Origin of the sequence: Roseovarius sp. CAU 1744 (assembly GCF_039839345.1) — a bacterium.
GTDB lineage: Bacteria > Pseudomonadota > Alphaproteobacteria > Rhodobacterales > Rhodobacteraceae > Roseovarius.
The window spans coordinates 293,885-313,730 of sequence record NZ_JBDOQV010000007.1; the positions used below are offsets into that span (position 1 = coordinate 293,885).

At 53.7% G+C, this 19,846-nt stretch carries 23 protein-coding genes and 1 pseudogene; 12 read left to right on the forward strand and 12 right to left on the reverse strand.

Annotation, left to right across the window (positions count from 1 at the left end):
• Positions 1-44: 44 nt before the first annotated feature.
• From AAFO92_RS16130 to AAFO92_RS16150, 5 genes are all read right to left on the reverse strand, one after another.
• Positions 45-677, reverse strand: a complete 633-nt coding sequence (locus AAFO92_RS16130; protein ID WP_347536788.1) for a tyrosine-type recombinase/integrase — start codon at positions 675-677, stop codon at positions 45-47.
• A 766-nt stretch (positions 678-1,443) separates the two neighbouring features.
• Positions 1,444-1,650 (reverse strand): cold-shock protein, encoded by a 207-nt coding sequence (locus AAFO92_RS16135; protein WP_347536790.1) that lies wholly within the window; start codon positions 1,648-1,650, stop codon positions 1,444-1,446.
• A 274-nt stretch (positions 1,651-1,924) separates the two neighbouring features.
• On the reverse strand, positions 1,925-2,254 hold the full coding sequence (locus AAFO92_RS16140; protein WP_347536792.1) for a ParB N-terminal domain-containing protein: 330 nt from the start codon (positions 2,252-2,254) through the stop codon (positions 1,925-1,927).
• A 210-nt stretch (positions 2,255-2,464) separates the two neighbouring features.
• Positions 2,465-3,034: a hypothetical protein gene (locus tag AAFO92_RS16145; protein WP_347536794.1), complete on the reverse strand. Its 570-nt coding sequence runs from the start codon at positions 3,032-3,034 to the stop codon at positions 2,465-2,467.
• Positions 3,035-3,173: 139 nt separating this feature from the next.
• Entirely contained in the window at positions 3,174-3,743 is a 570-nt protein-coding gene (locus AAFO92_RS16150) for a hypothetical protein (RefSeq protein ID WP_347536796.1), read from the reverse strand.
• Between the two features lie 360 nt (positions 3,744-4,103).
• Here AAFO92_RS16150 and AAFO92_RS16155 point away from each other — a divergent pair, with 360 nt between their 5' ends.
• On the forward strand, positions 4,104-4,589 hold the full coding sequence (locus AAFO92_RS16155) for a RidA family protein (RefSeq protein ID WP_347536798.1): 486 nt from the start codon (positions 4,104-4,106) through the stop codon (positions 4,587-4,589).
• A gap of 138 nt (positions 4,590-4,727) precedes the next feature.
• Here AAFO92_RS16155 and AAFO92_RS16160 read toward each other — a convergent pair whose 3' ends face one another.
• Complete coding sequence (locus tag AAFO92_RS16160) at positions 4,728-5,534, reverse strand: class I SAM-dependent methyltransferase (protein WP_347536800.1); 807 nt, start codon at positions 5,532-5,534, stop codon at positions 4,728-4,730.
• Positions 5,531-5,944, reverse strand: a complete 414-nt coding sequence (locus AAFO92_RS16165; RefSeq protein WP_347536802.1) for a RidA family protein — start codon at positions 5,942-5,944, stop codon at positions 5,531-5,533. Before AAFO92_RS16165 ends, AAFO92_RS16160 begins: the two co-directional genes overlap by 4 nt.
• 327 nt (positions 5,945-6,271) lie before the next feature.
• Between AAFO92_RS16165 and AAFO92_RS16170 the strand changes: the two genes are divergently transcribed.
• Positions 6,272-6,505: a DUF6429 family protein gene (locus tag AAFO92_RS16170; protein WP_347536804.1), complete on the forward strand. Its 234-nt coding sequence runs from the start codon at positions 6,272-6,274 to the stop codon at positions 6,503-6,505.
• A gap of 54 nt (positions 6,506-6,559) precedes the next feature.
• Positions 6,560-7,282 (forward strand): hypothetical protein, encoded by a 723-nt coding sequence (locus AAFO92_RS16175; RefSeq protein ID WP_347536806.1) that lies wholly within the window; start codon positions 6,560-6,562, stop codon positions 7,280-7,282.
• Positions 7,283-7,480: 198 nt separating this feature from the next.
• Here AAFO92_RS16175 and AAFO92_RS16180 read toward each other — a convergent pair whose 3' ends face one another.
• Positions 7,481-8,518: an HPP family protein gene (locus AAFO92_RS16180; RefSeq protein WP_347536808.1), complete on the reverse strand. Its 1,038-nt coding sequence runs from the start codon at positions 8,516-8,518 to the stop codon at positions 7,481-7,483.
• A gap of 392 nt (positions 8,519-8,910) precedes the next feature.
• Between AAFO92_RS16180 and AAFO92_RS16185 the strand changes: the two genes are divergently transcribed.
• The 4 genes and pseudogenes from AAFO92_RS16185 (at position 8,911) to AAFO92_RS16200 (ending at position 11,887) form a co-directional block, all read left to right on the forward strand.
• Positions 8,911-9,951 (forward strand): nitronate monooxygenase, encoded by a 1,041-nt coding sequence (locus AAFO92_RS16185; RefSeq protein ID WP_347536810.1) that lies wholly within the window; start codon positions 8,911-8,913, stop codon positions 9,949-9,951.
• Complete coding sequence (locus AAFO92_RS16190; protein WP_347536812.1) at positions 9,948-10,655, forward strand: 5-formyltetrahydrofolate cyclo-ligase; 708 nt, start codon at positions 9,948-9,950, stop codon at positions 10,653-10,655. The genes AAFO92_RS16185 and AAFO92_RS16190 overlap by 4 nt, the downstream gene beginning before the upstream one ends.
• A 602-nt stretch (positions 10,656-11,257) precedes the next feature.
• Positions 11,258-11,464, forward strand: a pseudogene (locus AAFO92_RS16195) (hypothetical protein); the annotation flags it as partial.
• Between the two features lie 15 nt (positions 11,465-11,479).
• A complete protein-coding gene (locus AAFO92_RS16200) occupies positions 11,480-11,887 on the forward strand; it encodes a universal stress protein (RefSeq protein WP_347536814.1) in 408 nt (135 codons plus the stop codon).
• 596 nt (positions 11,888-12,483) lie between these two features.
• Here AAFO92_RS16200 and AAFO92_RS16205 read toward each other — a convergent pair.
• Complete coding sequence (locus tag AAFO92_RS16205) at positions 12,484-12,777, reverse strand: hypothetical protein (RefSeq protein ID WP_347536815.1); 294 nt, start codon at positions 12,775-12,777, stop codon at positions 12,484-12,486.
• A gap of 483 nt (positions 12,778-13,260) precedes the next feature.
• Here AAFO92_RS16205 and AAFO92_RS16210 point away from each other — a divergent pair, with 483 nt between their 5' ends.
• On the forward strand, positions 13,261-13,995 hold the full coding sequence (locus AAFO92_RS16210) for a gamma-glutamylcyclotransferase (protein ID WP_347536817.1): 735 nt from the start codon (positions 13,261-13,263) through the stop codon (positions 13,993-13,995).
• 368 nt (positions 13,996-14,363) lie between these two features.
• Positions 14,364-14,741: a helix-turn-helix transcriptional regulator gene (locus tag AAFO92_RS16215; RefSeq protein ID WP_347536819.1), complete on the forward strand. Its 378-nt coding sequence runs from the start codon at positions 14,364-14,366 to the stop codon at positions 14,739-14,741.
• A 298-nt stretch (positions 14,742-15,039) separates the two neighbouring features.
• On the opposite strand, the gene AAFO92_RS16220 is transcribed toward AAFO92_RS16215, so the two are convergent.
• Positions 15,040-15,537 (reverse strand): thermonuclease family protein, encoded by a 498-nt coding sequence (locus tag AAFO92_RS16220; protein WP_347536821.1) that lies wholly within the window; start codon positions 15,535-15,537, stop codon positions 15,040-15,042.
• 519 nt (positions 15,538-16,056) lie between these two features.
• Here AAFO92_RS16220 and AAFO92_RS16225 point away from each other — a divergent pair.
• The 3 genes from AAFO92_RS16225 to AAFO92_RS16235 all read left to right on the forward strand — a co-directional run bounded on the left by AAFO92_RS16225 (position 16,057) and on the right by AAFO92_RS16235 (position 19,136).
• Positions 16,057-16,443, forward strand: a complete 387-nt coding sequence (locus tag AAFO92_RS16225; protein ID WP_347536823.1) for a DUF3768 domain-containing protein — start codon at positions 16,057-16,059, stop codon at positions 16,441-16,443.
• A 262-nt stretch (positions 16,444-16,705) separates the two neighbouring features.
• The gene (locus AAFO92_RS16230) at positions 16,706-18,550 is read left to right on the forward strand and encodes a ParB/Srx family N-terminal domain-containing protein (protein WP_347536825.1); all 1,845 of its coding nucleotides are present in this window, start codon (positions 16,706-16,708) and stop codon (positions 18,548-18,550) included.
• 70 nt (positions 18,551-18,620) lie between these two features.
• The gene (locus tag AAFO92_RS16235; RefSeq protein WP_347536827.1) at positions 18,621-19,136 is read left to right on the forward strand and encodes a hypothetical protein; all 516 of its coding nucleotides are present in this window, start codon (positions 18,621-18,623) and stop codon (positions 19,134-19,136) included.
• 45 nt (positions 19,137-19,181) lie between these two features.
• Here the strand turns inward: AAFO92_RS16235 and AAFO92_RS16240 are convergent, their stop codons facing one another.
• Both AAFO92_RS16240 and AAFO92_RS16245 read right to left on the reverse strand, forming a co-directional pair.
• Positions 19,182-19,472 carry a type II toxin-antitoxin system RelE/ParE family toxin gene (locus AAFO92_RS16240; RefSeq protein WP_347536829.1) on the reverse strand — a complete coding sequence of 97 codons (291 nt, stop codon included), beginning with the start codon at positions 19,470-19,472 and terminating at the stop codon, positions 19,182-19,184.
• A complete protein-coding gene (locus tag AAFO92_RS16245) occupies positions 19,472-19,726 on the reverse strand; it encodes a type II toxin-antitoxin system ParD family antitoxin (protein ID WP_347536831.1) in 255 nt (84 codons plus the stop codon). Before AAFO92_RS16245 ends, AAFO92_RS16240 begins: the two co-directional genes overlap by 1 nt.
• Positions 19,727-19,846: the final 120 nt, after the last annotated feature.

Below are 19,846 nucleotides of genomic sequence, written 5' to 3' on the forward strand. Positions count from 1 at the left end.
TCCAACGTCCGGATTGGGCCGCCCTCATCGAGCGGCCCAACTCGTTAGATTTCGATGGCTTCGGCGATAGCCAGCGCATCTTCCAATTCTACGCCCAAATATTGGACCGTACTGTCCATCTTCGTGTGGCCAAGTAAGAGCTGAACCGCTCTCAGATTGCCGGTCTTCTTGTAAATCTGTGTCACCTTCGTCCGACGCATCGAATGCGTGCCATATGCAGTCGCCTCGAGGCCAATGGATGTCACCCAGTCCCTAACAATCCGTGCATATTGCCGCGTCGAGATGTGAAGTCTCTCGTGAAACCGACCCGGCCAGAGGTACTCAGACCCGACCATCAGGGGATCTTCCATCCAGCGTTCGAGCGACTTACGTGTGCTTTCCATGATTTCGAAACGAACGGGTTTATTGGTTTTGCTCTGCAGGACGGAAGCTCGTTCTTTGATCTGTCCGTTGGCCATGACGTCCACAACCTTCATTTTGACCAGGTCGCAGCCTCGCAACTTGCTGTCGATGGCCATGTTGAACAGAGCGAGGTCGCGGTGGTTTTCCGCCAATTCAAGTCGAACGCGGATTGCCCAAACATGTTTCGGTTTGAGTGGACGCTTCTGCCCGACGATACGGCCCTTGTTCCAGGCGGGTCTGAGCGCGCGAATGGCAGGTAAGTTTGGTATGTCCATGACTGATCCTCCGATCCGCCACGCCCTCCCACAACGACAACCCGACGTTGACGGTAGAGAATATCATGAATCGCAATCGAAGCGTCGACAGCTCACCTCGTCTCAGCCGGAAACCGTGAAGCGCAGTTATCGGGCAGTCCGACTTTCCCAGATGACCCGCTCTCGTGCGATCCAGAGATGCTCAGGCTTTTCTTGTATGATCGCACTCTCAAATCCACAAAGCGCCTTAGCTTCTTCAGCAGTGTGCGCCAATGCCCAGCCATGAGTAGAAGGGGCGTTAGTAGCTTTCGCGGGGACTTCGATCTTCCAAACCTGTAGCATCCGCACTTTTCCCACATCACGGTTAACAACACATTTCTAATTTGAGTGTTGGCAATCGATCCGCATAGCCAGAAACCAAATTAGTCGAAGCTTGAGCCGAATTTTCGGATGGGGTTGCGAGGCTTAGCTTGCTGTCGGCTTCTTGTGAGTCTTTTGACCAGCATCCCTTTCGAGACGTTTGGCTCTTAGTCGCTCGGTCTTTGCCTGGCGAGCATCCTCGTCATCGCGGATGATCTCGCGCGCTGCTCGATCTGTTCTGTCAGCTTTGGATTCCAACGTAGCCGGTTGGAAGGGCGTATTTTTGGCAGCCATATCGGACAGGTCAACTTTCTGGCATTGGAGTGAACACTATGAATTGAAAGTTGCCAAACCCTGATATTCGACGCAGGCAAATTTCAATTTCAAGTCGGAAGGGCGATCCAACGAACACCCTTCCACTTCGTACTCAGGCCAGAGCGAGATTGGTCGCGGATGTGCGGCCGTCCCGGCCATCTTCCACGTCAAAGGTCACTTTTTGGTCGTCCGCCAGACCGGTCAGCCCGGAACGCTCAAGAGCAGATATGTGAACGAATACGTCCTTACCGCCATCCTCTGGAGCGATGAAGCCGAAGCCTTTTGTAGTGTTGAACCATTTCACGGTGCCATTGGCCATATCCGTGATCTCCTTTTCTAGTGCTGCCCGCGGAATGCGGCAGCCCGGCAAAGTTGGTCTTAATCGATCAACTGAAACGGATTAGCGAAAGCAGAGGTTCGAAAGAAAAACGATAACTCACGCTCCATGCGCTTGTTCAGGACTGAATGCAAGGAGGTACCGGCTGTCAGTTCACGCGGCGCAAATTCGAAAAAGCGGTTCAGTTTGCTTTACCGACATTAGAGTCTTCATTCAAAACAAACCAAACCGAGTGGGTATGTGTAGTAGTTTTAGCCTAATGCATGCGCGCTTGAACGAGATATCCCTCGACATTGTCTTCACCAAGCGCTCTGAGCGCCTCCAACCGGTGCAAGCCTTCCAGCAATACAAACCTGTCCTTGTCTGCCCGGAGCCGTATTGGCGTTGTCTGACCGACCTCGATAATACTTTCCGCAATCTGCTCGACTTTCGCCGGGTCCAAGGTTTTCTTGCGCTTCACGGGCACATAGATTTCGGCAATGCGAAAGGTTCGTTTTTGCAGCATGGCAAAGTCATAGCACGGCCTGCGATCGCGGCGCAGCTTTTTCAACAAGCGTTCAAAATCCCAAAATGCTGCGCCGTACATCAATGTCCGGAATGCGGGCTGCTACCGCAGCATCACAACTAGAAGCCGGAGGTCTGCTTAGGGCCGTGCTCGAGCAGGATGGAGCCAAGCAAACAGCAGATTCTGCGCTGCCTTCGAGGCCCGCACTGAGCCCTTATTGTCCAATGCTGCACCGCAGACGAATGGCAGAAATGCGAGCAATCATTAGCTTGGTCTACTGAACAATATTGCTCAATTCAAAAACTCTCCTTTGGCCAGACGCTGTTTGAGTAAAACATCAAGCCCCACAGCCCACTTTTCGAACTCAAACTTGTTTTCCGGAAATCCACCTAGCGCCATTAACTTTGCGCCATGTTTTGTCCAAGACATCAGTTCACAGAAAGTATCAATTAGTGCGTATTGTTCTTCAAGGCTTTTGAACTTTTGCGCCGATTGGACCCTATGAATACGACTTCCACTGTCATCATCAATAAGTTCAACCCAATCCACTTCGCGGCCGATCCAACTTAAAACAAAATCGTAACCAGGGTTTCTGTTGCGAAGCTGATCTAGTTCGTCGCTGTGTGAATGCATTGATGCTGACGGCTTTGAAAACGTTACGTCCGTTCCTTGATAGCGCATCAGATACGCTTCTTCGGTGTCTCTATTTCCTGGGATAAATACGATGCTAATCTTGGGGTCAGATGTACGAATTGTCGGTGCGAAATAGGGGGCACCACTTTGCACGTAGTCCATCCAAAATTCGAGCCCGCCGCTGGTTAAGTATGTCGCCACGCCTTCGGGTGGAGTAAGCTGGTTCATTACCTTCACTGCTCCAACTTTTTATTTCTCAATTCTTACCTCGGATTTCATCATTTACGCCCATCACCCCCACTAAAAAAATCCACCGCAAGCCTCAGGCAGCCGAATAAGGTTTCAAAATTGTGGCCTATGCCGCTGATCATTTTAAAAACACCCCACTTTTTAGTCGCGATTTTAGTTCCAGGTCAAAATCGACAACTTTCTTTGTTAAGGGCGCTTTGCTTTTCCCGTGGGTACCAGTTAGCATGGCAGATACCCCGTAAGTTTTGTAAGACATCAGCTCTTTAAACAATCGCAGCATTTGATTTTGTTGCTGTTCGTTATCGAACTTCTCTGCAGACGAAATTTCATGCAGTTTTACGTCACTTGATCCGATAGGCCGCTCGCTCCAAACAGTTTGATTTCCAATTGAATTGATAACAAAATCAACACCGGGATTGCGCTCAGCCAAGTCATCGAATCTGGAGTTGTGAAGCCGTGATGAATTGTCAGGCCTAGAAAAAATTATCAATTTACCGTGGTACCGCATGAGATATGCTTCGTCGGCATGTGGAGAATTTGGTACAAAAATAATGCATATTTCGGGGTCGCGGGTGCGGATTGTAGGTGCAATAAACGGTTCCTTCGACCGCGTGTAGTCTAGCCAAAATTCAAGCCCGCCGCTGGTTTTATAAGTCGCGATTTCTTTCGGCGGAGTTAGTTCTTTCATACCGTCGTCCTTCGAATAGGTATGTATTAGTTCCAATCGAAATTCGACGTAGCACAGTTTTTTTGTCCGTGCACTTCCAGACATTCCATTCAGATTTGACAGAATTGCAGCGAAAGAGAACTGAAAATCTTGGCTCGGAACTGAGGCGTTGTAGCGGCCATCCACTTAAAGGAACTAAACGGCAGCAAAGTCCGCTTTGCAGACCCAATTTGCCCGACGGTTTGTGTCAGATGACGGCTCTGAGCCCTCAGCGGACGCTGGTTCGATCGCCGAGCAAAAATGTTCTGCGCTAAGGTTAGAGAAGATGTAGGTTCTGAAATAGAACAGAGCTTAAGTAGCTCATAGAGTTGAGGGCCAAGCATGTCGACACCAGAGGATAGATTAGAAAAACTGGGCTTAAAGCTGCCACAACCTACCAAGCTGCCCGAGGGCTTGGTTCTCCCCTTTGATTTCGTGAACGTCAGAGGGAATCGTCTCCTTTTTTCGGGGCACCCGAAAAGCGCGTTGGATGGCAGTCTGAGCGGCCCCTTCGGAACAGTTGGGGCTGATATATCAACAGAGCAGGCATATACAGAAGCTCGCGAAGTCGCGCTGACTGTGTTCGCGAATATCAAGGCGGAAATCGGCGAGTTGTCACGAATAGCAGGATGGGTCCGTGTTTTCGGAATGGTGACTTCTGCACCGGGCTATTCGGAGCAGCATGTTGCAGTCAATGGATTCAGCGACCTTGTGATCGAAATTTTCGGTCAAGATATAGGCCGTCATGCTCGCTCTGCGATTGGTGTGTCCGGGCTGCCTCTTGGGTTTGCAATGGAAATCGAGGGAGAAGTATTGATCTCCACCTAGTTGCCAGGGTCAGCTTCGTCCGCGATGCGCAAGTTCGACAGCCCCTCGGTTTTGCAAGCGCAGCGAATGACCGGAATGCGGGCTGCGACCGCAGCATCGAGACGGGGTGCTCAATGTCTGGATTGGGCCGCATGCGGTTCACATTCGTCTGCCAGTGATCAAGTGACAATGCTGTGGAATGATCAGATCGTTCCCCTGCTTGAATTCGACGCAATCGGAAAGAATATTCTCGACGATCGCGGCTCTTGTTTCTGGCGGCGCGTCACAAAATGCTGGTAATAAGGGACTGCCCTCGATGTCTTCAGCAACTCCAGTTTCGGCATCCCGGATTATCCGGTCGATTGAAATCTGCTCAACTGAGATGTTGTCCAATCCAAAGTTGGCCATCAATTGGGGCAGTCGTTCGTCGCCACGATAGGCAAACGGCGCTACTGCCTTCGCAGCCCATTCTTTCCCTACATGCCGTCCCATCGCAGCAGCCTGGGCTTGGAAGTACGCGTTTGCAGGGGCCCAAACCGTGATTACAAGTTGACCACCTACCGCCAATACACGAGCCATCTCACCAATTGCAGCTGCGTCATCGGGCATGTACTGGATGCCCTGCTGACAGAAACACATTGTATGGGCACGATCAGCCACAGGAATTTCCATTGCATCGCCGACGATCCAAGAGAACCTGCCACCCAATGGTTCACTTAAACTCTTTGCCGTTGAGATCATTGCTGAACTCAGATCGACACAAGTTAGCGCCGGGCCTTGCCCATATCGATGCCGTATTGTGCGGCCGATGATCCCAGTACCACAGGCAATGTCGATGACAGACGCGTCGGAATCTACGTTGACCTTGTCCATCGTTGCTTCCGCCAACGGCTTGAATATCGAAACGACCTTCTGCGCCTCATAAGCAACAACAGCCTCGGCAGTTAGATCATACTTGTTGGTCACAGACGAACATCTTCTATGTCGCCAGAGATCACAGCATCCACCTCGATTTCCACCAGCCATTCTGGATTAACGAAACGGTCGATCGCCATGATCGTGTCGACGGGTCGGGCGTCCCTGCAGTAGAGTTTTCGAGCCTCGATTGCCTCCTTCCAGTTGTCGATATCAGTCAGGATGACTCGGGTTCGGACGATATCATGCAGTCCCGACCCGGCATCTTCCAATGCGGCCTTGATGATCTCAAAGCACTGCTTCGTTTGGGCAAAAACATCACCAACGCCAACAGTCTTTCCAGTCGCATCGACGGGTGCGGTGCCGCCCACCGCGATATAGGAGCCGACCCGGACAGCTCGGCTGAAGCCCACAATTTCTTCCATAGGATTTCCATTGGAAACAAGTTGGCGGTCATTCATGGCATCATCCCCCAAGGATACAGAGAGTCTGTGATGGGTTACACTCTCCCGTCTGTTTCAGAATCGACTTTTCGAGGTCGCATGAACAGTGTTTTGTCGCAAAGCGGCCGTTTGTACCCACTTCACCAAAGACTGCTTCGTCCCGCTGAGCCGTTATTTATATCCTTGAAACGCTGCGCGCTGCACGAAGGGCAGGAATTCAAAGGCTGCATCGCGGCGTGATCCAGCCCGACGAATGTCCTGTGGGATCGGCATCTCAATGAGCGGGCTCGGTAGATACTCGACGCCGTCCTTGACACTTTGGTGCGGTTGTTTTCGCATAGTGACATGCAGCTTGATGATGACAAGATTGATGATGCCGCGTTGGCACTTTTACGTTTGACCCTTCATGATGAACGGCGAGTTTGGAAGGGTTTTGACTGGGATGTTCTGGCACGCTTGCATGAAAAGGGATGGATCTCTGATCCTGTCGGAAAGGCGCGATCCATCGTCTTTACCGATGAGGGTCTGCAAAAGTCGGAGCAACTCTTGTTGGAATTGTTCGGCAAAGATCAGGCGTGATGCACATCCGCCATCTAGCTGGCGCCTCAAGACCAGAGCACTCGAGATATAGCGATGTTTGAATTCCGCCGCCTTTCAGATGATAATCCTGTTCTGAGCTACTCGCCGCTGCTGCGCGCGGCACGTCTCACCTTAAGGTATGCCGTCGAAGAGGGCCCGATCGGGCTGACCAAAACCAAAGCGTTCAAGCGGTCCTTTGTGAATTGGGCGGCAGAACATTTCGACTGGCCTGGTAGCAGTTCTGAAGAGCTGTTTCGGTATAACAAGGTCCTGAACGAATACGATTTCGCACCGCTCGAATTGCTGCACTTCCTGTTGATCACTCTCAATCTTGGGCGCCATTACAAGGGTGAATTCCGTGCGACCAGGAAAGGCGAGGTACTATCTCGATCCCCCGGCAAGCTCTTTCATGAACTGGTCCCGTTTTACATTTTGAGACTTGACCATGCAGGTTACGGGCGGCTCAAGCAGGCCCCTGTCGGCACATGGGATGTCTGGCTGAATGTAACCAATGTTGAATTAGAGAACGGCGCTAGTGAACGCGAACTTTATTACACCTTCTATGAAGACGGCCGTGACGGCGACGATGCCGGGTGGCGGGAGATTGCGGCGTTTTCCCACTATGTTCTGACGCCCTTGGAATGGTCGGGTTTGATAGCCGTTGGGGATGCCAGGGTCGCAGGTCAGTCAGACAAGTTGTATTTTAAAACACCTCTTTGGCGTTCGGCGCTCAAACTTGATACGGACGAGGTTCTGGTAGCTGCGACGCGGCATTGAAGGGCCGTTGCCAAGGTGTGCTGCTGTGTTTGAGCCTGACGTATCGAGCCGCCGACGTGGTAACGATAATGGCCCCTCCTTACCTTAACACAAGGCTTGGTCAGATTAGTGATTTCGCTTTGCTGTGATGGTTGAAATCGGCCGCAAATATTGTCTGAACTCTTCTGCTGTGCAGTCCGGATCAGACTATCTGTAACTCTAAGCAGCCTGGCGTTGCAGTGAGCCCGCAAGCAATAAGTTCACGATGTCAGATCTTGTAATGATACCGACCGGCGTTTTACCCCGAGTAACTGGAACAAATTCGACACTCTGTACGGCTAATCTGTTGAGTAAGTGACCAACCGGCGTTTCCGGTGCAACCGCATTGCCCGGCGGGCGCCTAACATCATAGGCCGTAAGCGAATGCTGCTTGCGGCGGGACGGAAAACGAGATGTCATCAGCCCGTCGATGATGTCAATTTGCAAGATCACACCGAGGAACTTGTCCGAACCATCAAGAACCGGGAGACTTTTGATTGCATGCTTGCGAAATTTCCGCGCGACGCTCGTAATGGAGTCTTCCGGGCTGGCGAAAATCAGATTGCCACTCATAATTTCGGCGCAGGTGACCCCATCAAATCGATGCCCGGCGGCCTCGCGCTCCGCCGATGCAAGCAGGCGGCCAAGGTCCGCCGCGCCAATATTGGGCGACTGGTTGAAGCGCTGCAACAAGGCGGAAATCTCGTCGTTTGACAGCCCCAACCTTGATTGCGGCTCCTGTGATTCTTCCCGTCTTACCTGTTGCCTGAAAGGATAATGTCGTCCGGTAAGTTGATTGTACAAGATACCACTGATGACCAGCGTTACCGTCATAAGGCCGACCGGTACCAGCGCAAACCAATATCCGGCTTCCAGAACGGTCTTGTGATCAAGTGTTGCGAGCAGGGCGACTGCGCCCCCTGGAGGGTGCAGCGATCGGGTCAGAAACATCGCCAGAGCGGCTCCACCGACCGCAATCGCGGGCGCGGCAGTGGCCGGTACGGTTTTCAACACAACTATGGCTATGGCCGCCGATACCACATTCCCTACTATTGCCGACCAGGGCTGGGCCAGAGGGGAATTGGGTAACGCAAATATTAGCACCGCGGATGCGCCAATTGGGGCAATCAACATCAGCGGAATGCCAAAGGTGCCGGGCAGTGCTCGCGCAAGGAGTGCACACAACCCGATTCCAATGAGGATACCGGCCGATTCCAATGAGGATACCGGTGGAAGCCCTGAAGACTTCTTTTGATGAAGGAGCGGGAAGCGCCGGTGCGAATGCGCTAAAATGTTTCACGAGGTTTTGCATATGCGTCAGCCAGCAGATTCTCAATGACCAGCCTGTTTCACGATTGTACGGCAATTGAAAACCTTAATAGGTGGCCGGGCCTTATTGTCTGTCGTGCTGAATATTCTCAGAAGCTGTGATAGATCAAAAGATTGTCCACGGTATCGCAAATCTCGGGAACATGTGTTCAGCCGCTCAGTAAGTCGCGTTCTGTCGTTCTTTTTTTCTCTCCTGACGATTTTCTTGCAATTTCAGTCAGGTTTAGGGCTGATGCTCCAAGGACACCTGTGGCAATCTGCGGACAAAACGGAGGCCTACAATGACAAACGATCCCCATCCGGCATCGTTGCACACACCGCTATGCGATCTGCTCGGTTGTAATTTGCCGGTGTTGCTTGCGGGCATGGGCGGAGTGTCTCGTTGGGAGCTGGCGGCAGCCGTGGCGGATGCGGGCGGTTTTGGAATGCTCGGCATGGTGCGCGAAGATCCTGCACTTATCATCCAGGAAGTGACCGCGCTCAGATCGGTGTCGGGTAGGTCCTTTGCCGTCAACCTGATCCCGGCGGCGACGGAACCCGCCTTGCTTGAGGCCCAGATCGCCTGCTGTCTGGAACTGGATGTGCGGTTTTTCACCTTCTTCTGGGATGTCATGCCCGACATCGTGTCGCGGGTGAAAGACGCGGGCTGTACCGTTCTGCACCAGGTCGGAACGGTTGAGGCCGCACGGCAGGCTGAACGTGCGGGGGCGGACGTGATAATTGCACAGGGGATCGAAGCAGGGGGCCATGTTCATGGCCGAACGCCGGTCTTTGAACTGACTGACGCGGTTCTTTCGCAAACCAGTTTACCCGTCGTTGCCTCGGGCGGCATCGTGGATGGGACAGGCCTTGCCGCGGCATTGGCCATGGGGGCCAGTGGCGTGCAATGCGGGACAGCGTTTTTGGCGACCGAGGAGTCCTATGCGCATCCCTATCACAAAGAGCGCGTTTGTGCGGCGCATGGAGATGACACAGTTCTGACCGATGTGTACGTTCTGAACTGGCACAAAGGCGCCGCGGTCCGGGTGATCGCAAACAGTCAAACCGGTGCGCTTGGGGGACGCTATCTGGGGCATGACCCTGACACGCTCCCTCGTGAACCGATTGCCCGGGATGAAGGGCAGCCGCGCCTTCGGTTCAGCACGGATTCGCCCCTTAGAACCACAACCGGCGATCTTGAGGCGATGGCGCTTTTTGCTGGCCAGGGTGTCGGAGACATCAGCGAGATTGTCCCGGCGGCGAGGCGGATTGCGGATATGTCAGCGCAGGCAGACCGCCTGCTGCGCGGTCCGGTCCTAACGGATCAGGACGTGCCGATATGAGCGGTGAACACGACAGTTCTGGTCGCAGCAGCGGGTTCTCGTCTCCGCCTTGCTATGCGTCGGAGATTGCACCGGACTATTTCGATCCTATGGCGGTAGATGACGATCAGGCCAGAGATGTCGCGCGATGGCGCAATGCGGAGCGCAACCGGTTGCGCGCAGAGCGGCAGGAACTGTCGGTGGCGGATCGTAAGCGGATCGAATTGGAACTTCGCAACCGACTGCGGCAGCTGCTGCGGGACCAGTTCGGCGGTGCGCGCGGCAAGGTATTCTCAGCCTACTGGCCGATCAAGGGCGAACCCGATTTGCGTCCCCTCATGGCTGAATTACACGAAGCCGGTGTCAAGGTCGCTTTGCCGCTGGTCGAGATCAAGGCCGCGCCGCTTGTCTTTCGCAGATGGAAACCCGGGATGCGTATGGTGCGCGGCGACTGGAACATTCCCGTGCCCCCACAGGACGCTCCTAAAGTCACGCCCGATATCGCACTTGCGCCGCTGGTCGGGTGGACTGCGGACAACTATCGGCTCGGTTATGGCGGTGGGTATTTCGACCGGACGCTTGCAGCGCTCGAACCCCGGCCGTTTGTAATCGGAATCGGATTTGAAGCCGCGCGTCTCGAGACAATCTATCCACAGCCTCACGATATCCCACTCAACATAGTTCTGACGGAAGTCGGATGCCGCTTCGAAGAGATGAACGCGTGATGGTGATCTCAAAAACAGACACGCACCTAACGCGCCAGCGCTTATTAGCATGCTATTAGGCCAAGAAGAAAAAGGCTGACACATATTTTGAAGTATGCGAGCCAGCAACAAATGCAACTGCCACAAATTAGTTGAGAGTCACAAACAACCGCTTAACCCACATTGTGTGAAATCGCAGCTAACCTGATCTCGCGGGTGCGGCGACGGCCTCAATGGCGGGCCGAACCGCAACAAAGCCGGAGTCTATGGATTGGTCCCTGACTCCATCGGGCGGTCACGACTGAGCATTTGCAATGCATGGAGAAATATCATGGATATTGTGAGGATCGGAATGGATTTGGCATATAACGTGTTCGAGGTGTAAGGCGTATGCGTCAGCAATCATTATTCTGAAACAGCCCAACCAAAACCATTGCAATAAGGCGGGGTCTAGTTGCATCCACATACGATAATGCACCATTTTGCTGGAGCGTCGTCGACGTAGATCGCATTAATTTGCATGGGTCTGTAGTGGAGCCCACTGTTTTCGAATTCCGTTCCAAAACCTGTCCGCCTGCTCTTTCCCAACATGAGTAAATGTTGCCGTGACGGAGGTTTGGCTGACCCGCAGTGCCAATTATTCGCGGTGGAAGCGTCGTGAGGATTTTCAGGCGAAGTTGCGTAGTGACGAGATGCGCCGCCGAGATCGCGCAGGCGTGGAGCTGTGCAAGAGATTTGAGCCGGTTATGATTGAGATCGCTGCAATCTATAATTGGCATACGCCGTGGCGCTGGTTGCAGAAATCTGCAATCATTGGGACATCAACCTGAATGGAGGTGACTGACATGTATAAAAACATCCTTGTCCCCACGGCGCTTGACAAAGAACACAACACGACGGGGGCGATCGAGGCTGCCCGCAAATTGAGTGACGACAACGCTACAATCACGTTGTTGCATGTGCTCGAACAGATACCGACCTACGTTGCCGCGCGAATTCCCAAAGAGTTAATGGCGGACAACCACAAATCATCCGAGGAAGCATTGAAGGAACTGGCAATTGGCATGCCCAACATAAGTACCATTGTAATTGACGGCCATTCCGGACAATCCGTTTTGGATTGGGCCCACAAACATCAGCCAGATTGCATTGTAATTGCAGGGCATCGGCCGGATATGCAGGATAAGACTCTGGGGTCCACTGCGACGCATGTGGTGCGGCATGCACACTGCGCGGTTCATGTGTTACGCTGACGTGAAATTCTGGAAAATAGCCTGACATTTGTGCGCTCCATGGAGAACCTCTCGCCAAAATGCTCTTGCGCTCCTCAAGTTGTGCCGAAATTAGAGGCAGAACTTTCCTAAAGAATTTTAGTAATGGTAATGGCCCGTCCTTATCACACCTTTCGGTGCTGCGGCACCGATATGCCGTATGGTGACATAATGACTATGAGATGACTAAGAGGGCGCTAGAAATTAAAAAGCTTTGCAACTTGCCTGTGGAGAGCAGGTTGCAAAGCCGTACGTTATCAGCCTGAGTTTAGATTTGCCTATGGCCAGATTTAAGACGCTGGACACAGCAACAAAGACAAACCAAGGCATTTTAAAACTTGTTACCCCCAGAACATCGAATAACGTTCGAAATCACACCATTACCCACCTCTACATCCTCGTCCGACAACACCCCGGAGTAAATACGTGTGATTGCCTACCGTCTCAGATAGTGCCGGAGCAGACGAAGCTTTCTATGGTCGGGTGATCAATGCGTATGGTTACGACATGGACCGTGATGTCCTCATGGATGCGTTTGTTATTCGCGCAAAATTGGCGAGGTCATCACACTCGGATGTTCAGTCTAGCCACTCCCTGCTATCGCGTGCTGTGATCTGGCATGGGTTGTGGTTATTGCGCGCGTCGAGATGGTGTTTTTTGTGGCAATTTGGGCAGAGCGCAACCGGGATCAACTCGCGTTGTCCGCTTGCAATGTCAGATGAAAATTCTTCCGCGCAAACCTCCAGAACTTCGCTATGCGATAAGAGATCTTTGGATGAAATGCCGCAATGTTGACATGCCGCATCTGCCAGCGCACTCAAACGCTCTGCAACACTCACAGTCTGTTGGTAATTGCATGTGATGCTGGACATCGGCTTTTCCTTATCCAAAGTTTCGCGCGATCGGAGCTATCGCGGATGACACGACAGGATGCGATGGTAATAGCAAATAAAGGCGATGCAGTGGGTTCATACATGTTATGTACAACAATTGCTGTGGCGGGACTGCGGCGGACGCAAGGACATTCCGCGACTATGTGTTTGTCAGTAGTGAAACGATTTTTGCCCGCATCGGGACTCAAAAACTGGTATTCAGCACGTTTTTCGTTCGGTTTGGCCCGAGCTACCGTCATTCATGTTCCTAAAATGCCGCACTAACCCTAATGGCCCCGCTTATCGCTACGTGGTGGTAAGCGGAGCAAAGCGCAACCAAGGCAAAGCGTGGAAATCAGGTAAAATTGCAAAAAAACAGACGCTTAGCATGTGAGAATGTTAACAATTCTACAAACTCGTTCCAGTAACGTCAGCCAGGGGTTCAAACCCTAAGTCTATTGTTACCAGAATTTTTGAAAGAGTATGATGAGTGATCCATTTATCCACCACCCGGAATTGCGCGACAAAATCACCGACCCCTCTCTATCCTTTTTTCGTGATTTCAACGCGGCCGATGCCTTCTCTCAGCAACCTGGCCTGAGCTGGGTCGTCGACATGCTCAGGACCTTTGACCAGCGGGAGGCGTGCCGAAAGGTTACTCTTGCGGAGAAAAGAAACGATCATCTTTGGGTTTTTGCCTATGGCTCTCTCATGTGGGATCCGGCCTTCGACTTCAGACAGGTCCGTCGCGGCAAGATTGAAGGCTTTTCGCGCAGGTTTATTCTCAAAGACATCTACGGTGCCCGGGGGACAATTGATCAGCCCGGTGCGATGGCCGCATTGGATACCGGGCCGGGCTGTCACGGATTGATTTTTCAGATCGATCGCGAAAAATTAGAGACCGAAACAGAGATCTTGTGGCGCCGTGAAATGGCTTTCCCGTGTTACATTCCAACCTTTGTGACAGTTACCTCAGGTGGTGAGAACTTCGAGGCGCTGACATTTGTCGCAGACCATAAGGCGGGCTCAATGCACCCAGATTTAACCCACGACGAACAGGTTCAATTCCTGGCGACAGGAAAAGGGTTCCTTGGGACCAGCAAAGAATATCTGGAAAACATTGTAAGTCACTTCACGGCTCTCGGTATTCTGGACGAATCCTGTGTGACTTTACTTCGTGACGTTGAGGCATTTAACCGATCCAGCGAAGCTGCTTGATTGCGCAAATGACGTTTTTGCCGTTCGGTTCTGAAGGTCTCACTGCAGCAATTGGAGGAAGGCAGTGGAAGCGAGTTGGATGCACAAATCCTGGTAAGTTAAGCCGGTGTTCCAACCCCTGTGGATGCAGCCACAATCGCAAAGACAGGCACTCATTAACACCGACTGCATCCAAGGTTTAGTGTGCCGCAGTCGTACGGCGATCCTAGGGCAAACCAGAGTTCATTATTGGAATTCGCAGGAGATGCTGACCGCAGAATGCATATTAGATTTGATGCGCATGCCCAACCGGGTTGCAGTGCATTGAAGCTTTCAACTTGCAGCACAATCTTGCACAATCACTGCAGCCAGTGACTTAGAGAGTGTGAATGGGTCAATTCATCGACGAACATGTAGGCAACCGCATTCATCAGCGTCGTTTGCTGCTGGGTATTTCTGAAAAATTCATGGGCCAGATCCTCGACCGTACGGTTTTACAGATCAAGCGATACGAACTGGGTCTGGATAGAATTGAGGCCTCTGTACTGTTCAAAATAGCCGGCGTTTTGGATGTATCTGTGACTTACTTTTTTGAGGGCCTGATAGCTGTTCCGATAGAACAGAATGCAGGGGAAGAAATCTACAGATTCGAAAGTGATGCAACAGATTTGGTTGCGGCCTATCAAGGGCTATCACCAAAAGAACGCGGGGAAGTTTTCGAACATGTTGTAGCGCTCGGTAAGCCAGGTCCGGATAAGCTGAATTAAGACGCGGGTTCTTGCTCGTTCTCCCAGATACGACGCGGTCTAAATCCTCAGAAGATTGTTGCGACCAGAAAAAGCAGCTTGGCTGAAAAAAACAGCATCATGGCACAAATCATTGAAGTATGTTGCAATGTGGTCCTCACGCTTTGCTGCTGCATGCGAGCGTTTACCATGTTTTTCTAAATCATTCCTGAATTCCAGTGTTGTCCCTCTTGAGTGATGTCGCCTTTGAGTAGGTGCTTGTGCATACAGATTTTGCATCAGCGTAACCACTGAACCGGGGAATTTACGCCGACGTTGTTTACCTTTCTTCGCAATAGGTCGGCAACGGCAACGCCTTGCTCTCAGTGGTTTCCATCTGGTTGTATTTCCCGCCTGAATAACGTGGGCAATCACGCGCCAGTCCAGCTTTGACAATTTCTGCCTGCGGATCGATGCGCTGGCCGTCCTGCGTCACGAAGAAACATCTGCCAACTTCTCTGTCGTGGGACATGCGCCCCTCCAGGTCACACTCAACCAGGGTGGCTTCACGGAGCAGCACCACCATGAACTGCCGCCCGTCACTATAAGTTCGATGCTCCATTTCCGGAGCGGCAATGCCATCCAGCCTGACCTTGGTCGACCCGACGACAATTGTATCTGCGTCGATGACACGTGTGAGATTGGCATGTGAAGATATTTGGCGCGCCTCGGAAGTGGATGTGTTTGGGAGCACTCCGGGAGCCAACCCTGATTGCGCGACCGCCCAAAGAACGAGACCGACCCCGAGTAGAAAAGCCAATCTGGTTCGTCGGTTCATTTTGAGCAGCCTCGGGTAATGTTTCTTCGGGGACGATAATCGCTGCTCCAGACAATGTCATTTGAAGCCAGTTGTTCAAACTGCTGGTTTGGCGAATTCTAGCCTTTCACCTCTGACCGGGTGTTCGCTAGATACCGGTGCTGCTGCCGCCAGACCTGACCGGCCAGTTGTTTGCTCTTCTGTGCCCAGATGCACCCTCCTTTGCAGCATGTGCAGGATCAGAGGCCCTTTTACATTCCTTGTTTCCCCGTCCTGGGATTCGGACAAGCCGAACACCAGGACAGGGAGATGCTAGGGGGCTTTGCCCCCACGCGCCCGCAACAGAAATAGACAGGGCCCGTGTCCTCGGGCCTTTGGCCCTGCGGGCCGCACCAGCCCCATCGATTTCTGTTGCAGTTGCTACCCCCGACGCTTCGCCAGCGGGTCAGGTTTTGGAGACGAGGCCCCAGAGGGGCTTCTTCTCAAAACCAGACATCCATTGGGGCACATCCATCAGCCCCACGAGCAAGGAGACGTCGGATGACAGAAGAACAGCAAACTCAAGAAGAAAGAGATGCAACCGCCGCCATAATCGCGGAACAGAATGACCGGTTTCGCAGGACGTGGGGCGCGGACTTCTCCGTGCCGGGACAGATCGTGTTCACGCGCGGCGTAGCGGATATGTCGCCAGCAGCGAAGGCGATCATCATGCAGCGCGTTCAGCAATTCTCTGACTTTACCGAGGACAATGATCCTTGGGGGGATCACACATTCGGCGCGTTCGATTTCGAGATCGCGGGAAATGCCTACAAGATTTTCTGGAAAATCGATCTCTACGACACCGCCTACTGCATGGGCAGCGACAACCCCGCTGACGTGAGTGTCACGCGGCGCGTCCTGACCGTCATGCACGCCTCAGAATACTAGCATTGGACCGCCCTCAATCGGGGCGACTCCAAAGGCGCGACCCGCGCCGGAAAGGAGGTGATCACATGACCAAGAAAAGACTGTTTCGGCTACGGCAGGAAGCCGTGGCACTGATCGAAAGGGGAGGCCTCTCCGCCCAGATTGGCCTCGCCTTTTTGAAAAGCAACGCCGGGACGTAAGTCCCAAGCGCCTCAGCCCCCTCACGGGCTGGGGTGATCCTAAAGCCAACGGAAACACCAATCAATGACGAAGGATCATTCACATGACCAAGCAAACCAACATCACGACCGATGGAGCCATTATCCATGCCACGCTGGACCAGCTTTACCTGCACGATCTTAACCCGCGTCAGGACGTGTCCGATGCGGAAATCGAAACCCTGACCCAGAGCATCAAAATATGCGGGTTGCTGCAAAACCTGAGCGGCTTGCGCGACGATCAGGGCAAGATCGGCATCGTGGCCGGCGGGCGACGCCTGCGCGCGCTCATGCATCTCTCAACCTCGGACCCTGATCACGTTGCACTTGCGGCAATCCCGGTGCGGCTGGCCAGCGATGCCCGGCAGGCGGAGATGTGGGCCAATGCGGAAAACACCGCGCGGGCCGACCTCGATTCCGCCGATGAAATCCGCGCCTATGGACGCATGGCCGAGGGAGAGGCGAGTGCTGAGACGATTGCCAGCGCCTTCGGGGTGACCGTCGCCCATGTCAAAGGCCGACTGAAACTGGCAAACCTGCCCGATTCGGCGCTTCACGCGTTGAAAGCCCGAAAGATCAATCTGACCTCGGCCAAGAAGATGACGACCACCAATGACGAGACGCTCATCCTCAAAGCGCTGCAATTGATCGAGGACGGGCATATCGACACGACACGGCAACTGGATCACTTCCTGCATCCGAAAGCGGCGACAGGCACCGACCGCCGTGCCGTCTTTGTCGGAGCGGAAGTCTATGAGGCGGCGGGCGGCAAGATCACCCGCGATCTCTTCTCGGAGGATGTGTTCTTCGAGGACAGCGATATTCTTGGAGAGGTCTTTGAGACGCAATTGGCGGAGAAGGCCGAGGTCATCCGGGCCGAGCAGGGTTGGGCGTGGGTCGAGACCCATGATGAGTCCTATCTCGGCTGGCATTTTCTCGAGGAGCGCAAGTTCGAACGCGTCTATCCCGTCGCCGGAGTGCTGTCGGACGACCAGTCCGAGCGCTACGATGCGTTAGCGGAGCTGGCCGAGGGAGACGTGTTGGACGTCACGGGGCAGGCAGAGTTCGAGACCCTGCAGAAGGTTCTGGACGGAGACTTTACGGCAGACCAGAAGCAGGTGGCCGGGTGCGTGGCCTATGTGCGCAGTGATGGCACAATCGACCTCTGCGCCGGTCTGATCCGCCCCGAGGACAAAACGGCGGCGATCGAGGCCGGTATTCTGGCCAAGTCAAACCATGCGGCCGCCGCCGCACCAAAGAACCCCTATTCGCAAAAACTGCGAGATGATCTGGACGCGATCAAACTGGCGGCGCTGCAAAATGCGATGCTGGATCAACCGGAGTTGCTGCTCGACCTGTTGGGGTTCCAGCTTTGTGGCATGACGGGATATGAGAAGGTCTTTGACGTGAGCCTCGGAGAACCGACCAACGCGCCGATTACTGAGACCGGCTTTGCTGTAGACAAGCGCCTCAGCAAGCCGCGACATGCGCCGAAGGATGCGTGGAATGTTGACCTGCCCAAAGCCTTCACTGCCTTCAGGAAGAAGGGCCGGAAGTTCCGGGATGCGGAGATCACTCGGCAGCTTGCACGCGTGCTGACCGGTATGGGTGAGGACTTCAGCCAGCTTCTGGCGGAGAAATCCGCGTCGCACATCCGGCAGGTCTGGACGCCTACGGCGGAGAATTTCTTCAAGCGGATTTCCGGCCCGATGTTGGAGGACATCTATGCCGAATTGCTGGACGTCCAATCCACGGATGACCGCGCACGGCGCTTCGCCAAACTCAAGAAGGGCGAGAAGGCGGAGGTGATGGAGGCGCTCTTTTCTGATCCCGCACGCCGGAAAGCGCTCGGGCTGACACCGGAGCAGGACGCCCGCCTCGAGAACTGGGTGCCGGATCATTATGTGTAAGGGCCAAGCGTTGGGGCGGCCACGGTCGCCCCAAACTCTCATCTGCAGAATTTCAGTCAATGAGGTCGACATGACGGATATTGCATCGACAGCCCGCCGCATCTGGAAATCGGCGCAGCTCTATATCGGCTTCTATCGCGACCCGGAAGGCAAGATGCGGAAAGCGCCCCATGTCTGGCCGCCGAGGAATGGCAAGGCCACGATCCATCCGGACGCGCGCGAACAGGAGACATTCGTCGTCGTGAAAAGTGCCGAGGGTGACACCGACCAGGACATCCAGATCAAATTGCGCCCCGACATGATCGTGCTGCGACGGGATGACAGGACGGCCTGGGAAGGGGTGAAGATTGACAGGTCCACCGTCTCTGTAAAAGTCGGTGATCTGTCGATCCGCATCAATCACGATGGATCGATCACCCGCGAGGATGGTGACAGCACCACATGGGTCGAGGCGGACGGCAGCGTTCTCAAAAAAACCGAATTTGTCGAGGCGGCGATGTCGGGTGACGGGACGGAGTTGAAGCGCCGCACGCCAGACAATGTCGCGGCGATCACGCGGGGTGGGGTACTGTCGAAGGATCGTTAGTGTTGTGCCCGGATGGGAGACGATGAGCGTCGCAAGAGGCCAGCGCTAGGCGGGGTCGGACATCCAGTCTTCGCGGCCGTGGCGCACGCGGATAATCGTGATGTCGTGCCCGTCGATCCGATAGATCACCATGTGGGACCTGTACCGATGAATTCGCACCGGAGGGTGGAGTTCCATTCGCTCGCGCGCCATTTCGGGATTGGTGGCCAGAAGCCCGAAGAGCTCAAACAAACCGTCGTGATATCGGCGCGCCTGATCGAGGCCAAATTCGGCAATCCCGATGGCCGCGATGGATGTGATATCTTCCTCGGCTTCTTGCGACAGGTGATATCCCATCACCCTCCGGCCTGATCCGCCTCGGCGCGGGCGCGCGCCGCCGCAAAAATTTCATCCTTGCTCCTGGTGCTGATGCCGCTGGCCAGACCTTCATCGACGAGTTTCTGCATATGTGCAATCTTGGCCCGGCGCTCCTGGTCACGCCGGATCAGGTCGCGGACATAGTCGCTTGAATTGCTGTACTGGCCGGAGCGGGTCTGGGCTTCGACCCAGTCCTTCATCTGGTCGGGCAGGGACACATTCATGGTGGCCATTGGCAAATCCTCTGGGTTGGCATTATGACAATATATGGCAAAACTTGCCAAACTCAACACCCCATCTGTTCAATTGCATATGACATTTGTACCGGTTCAACACATCTGCGCAGCAGCCTG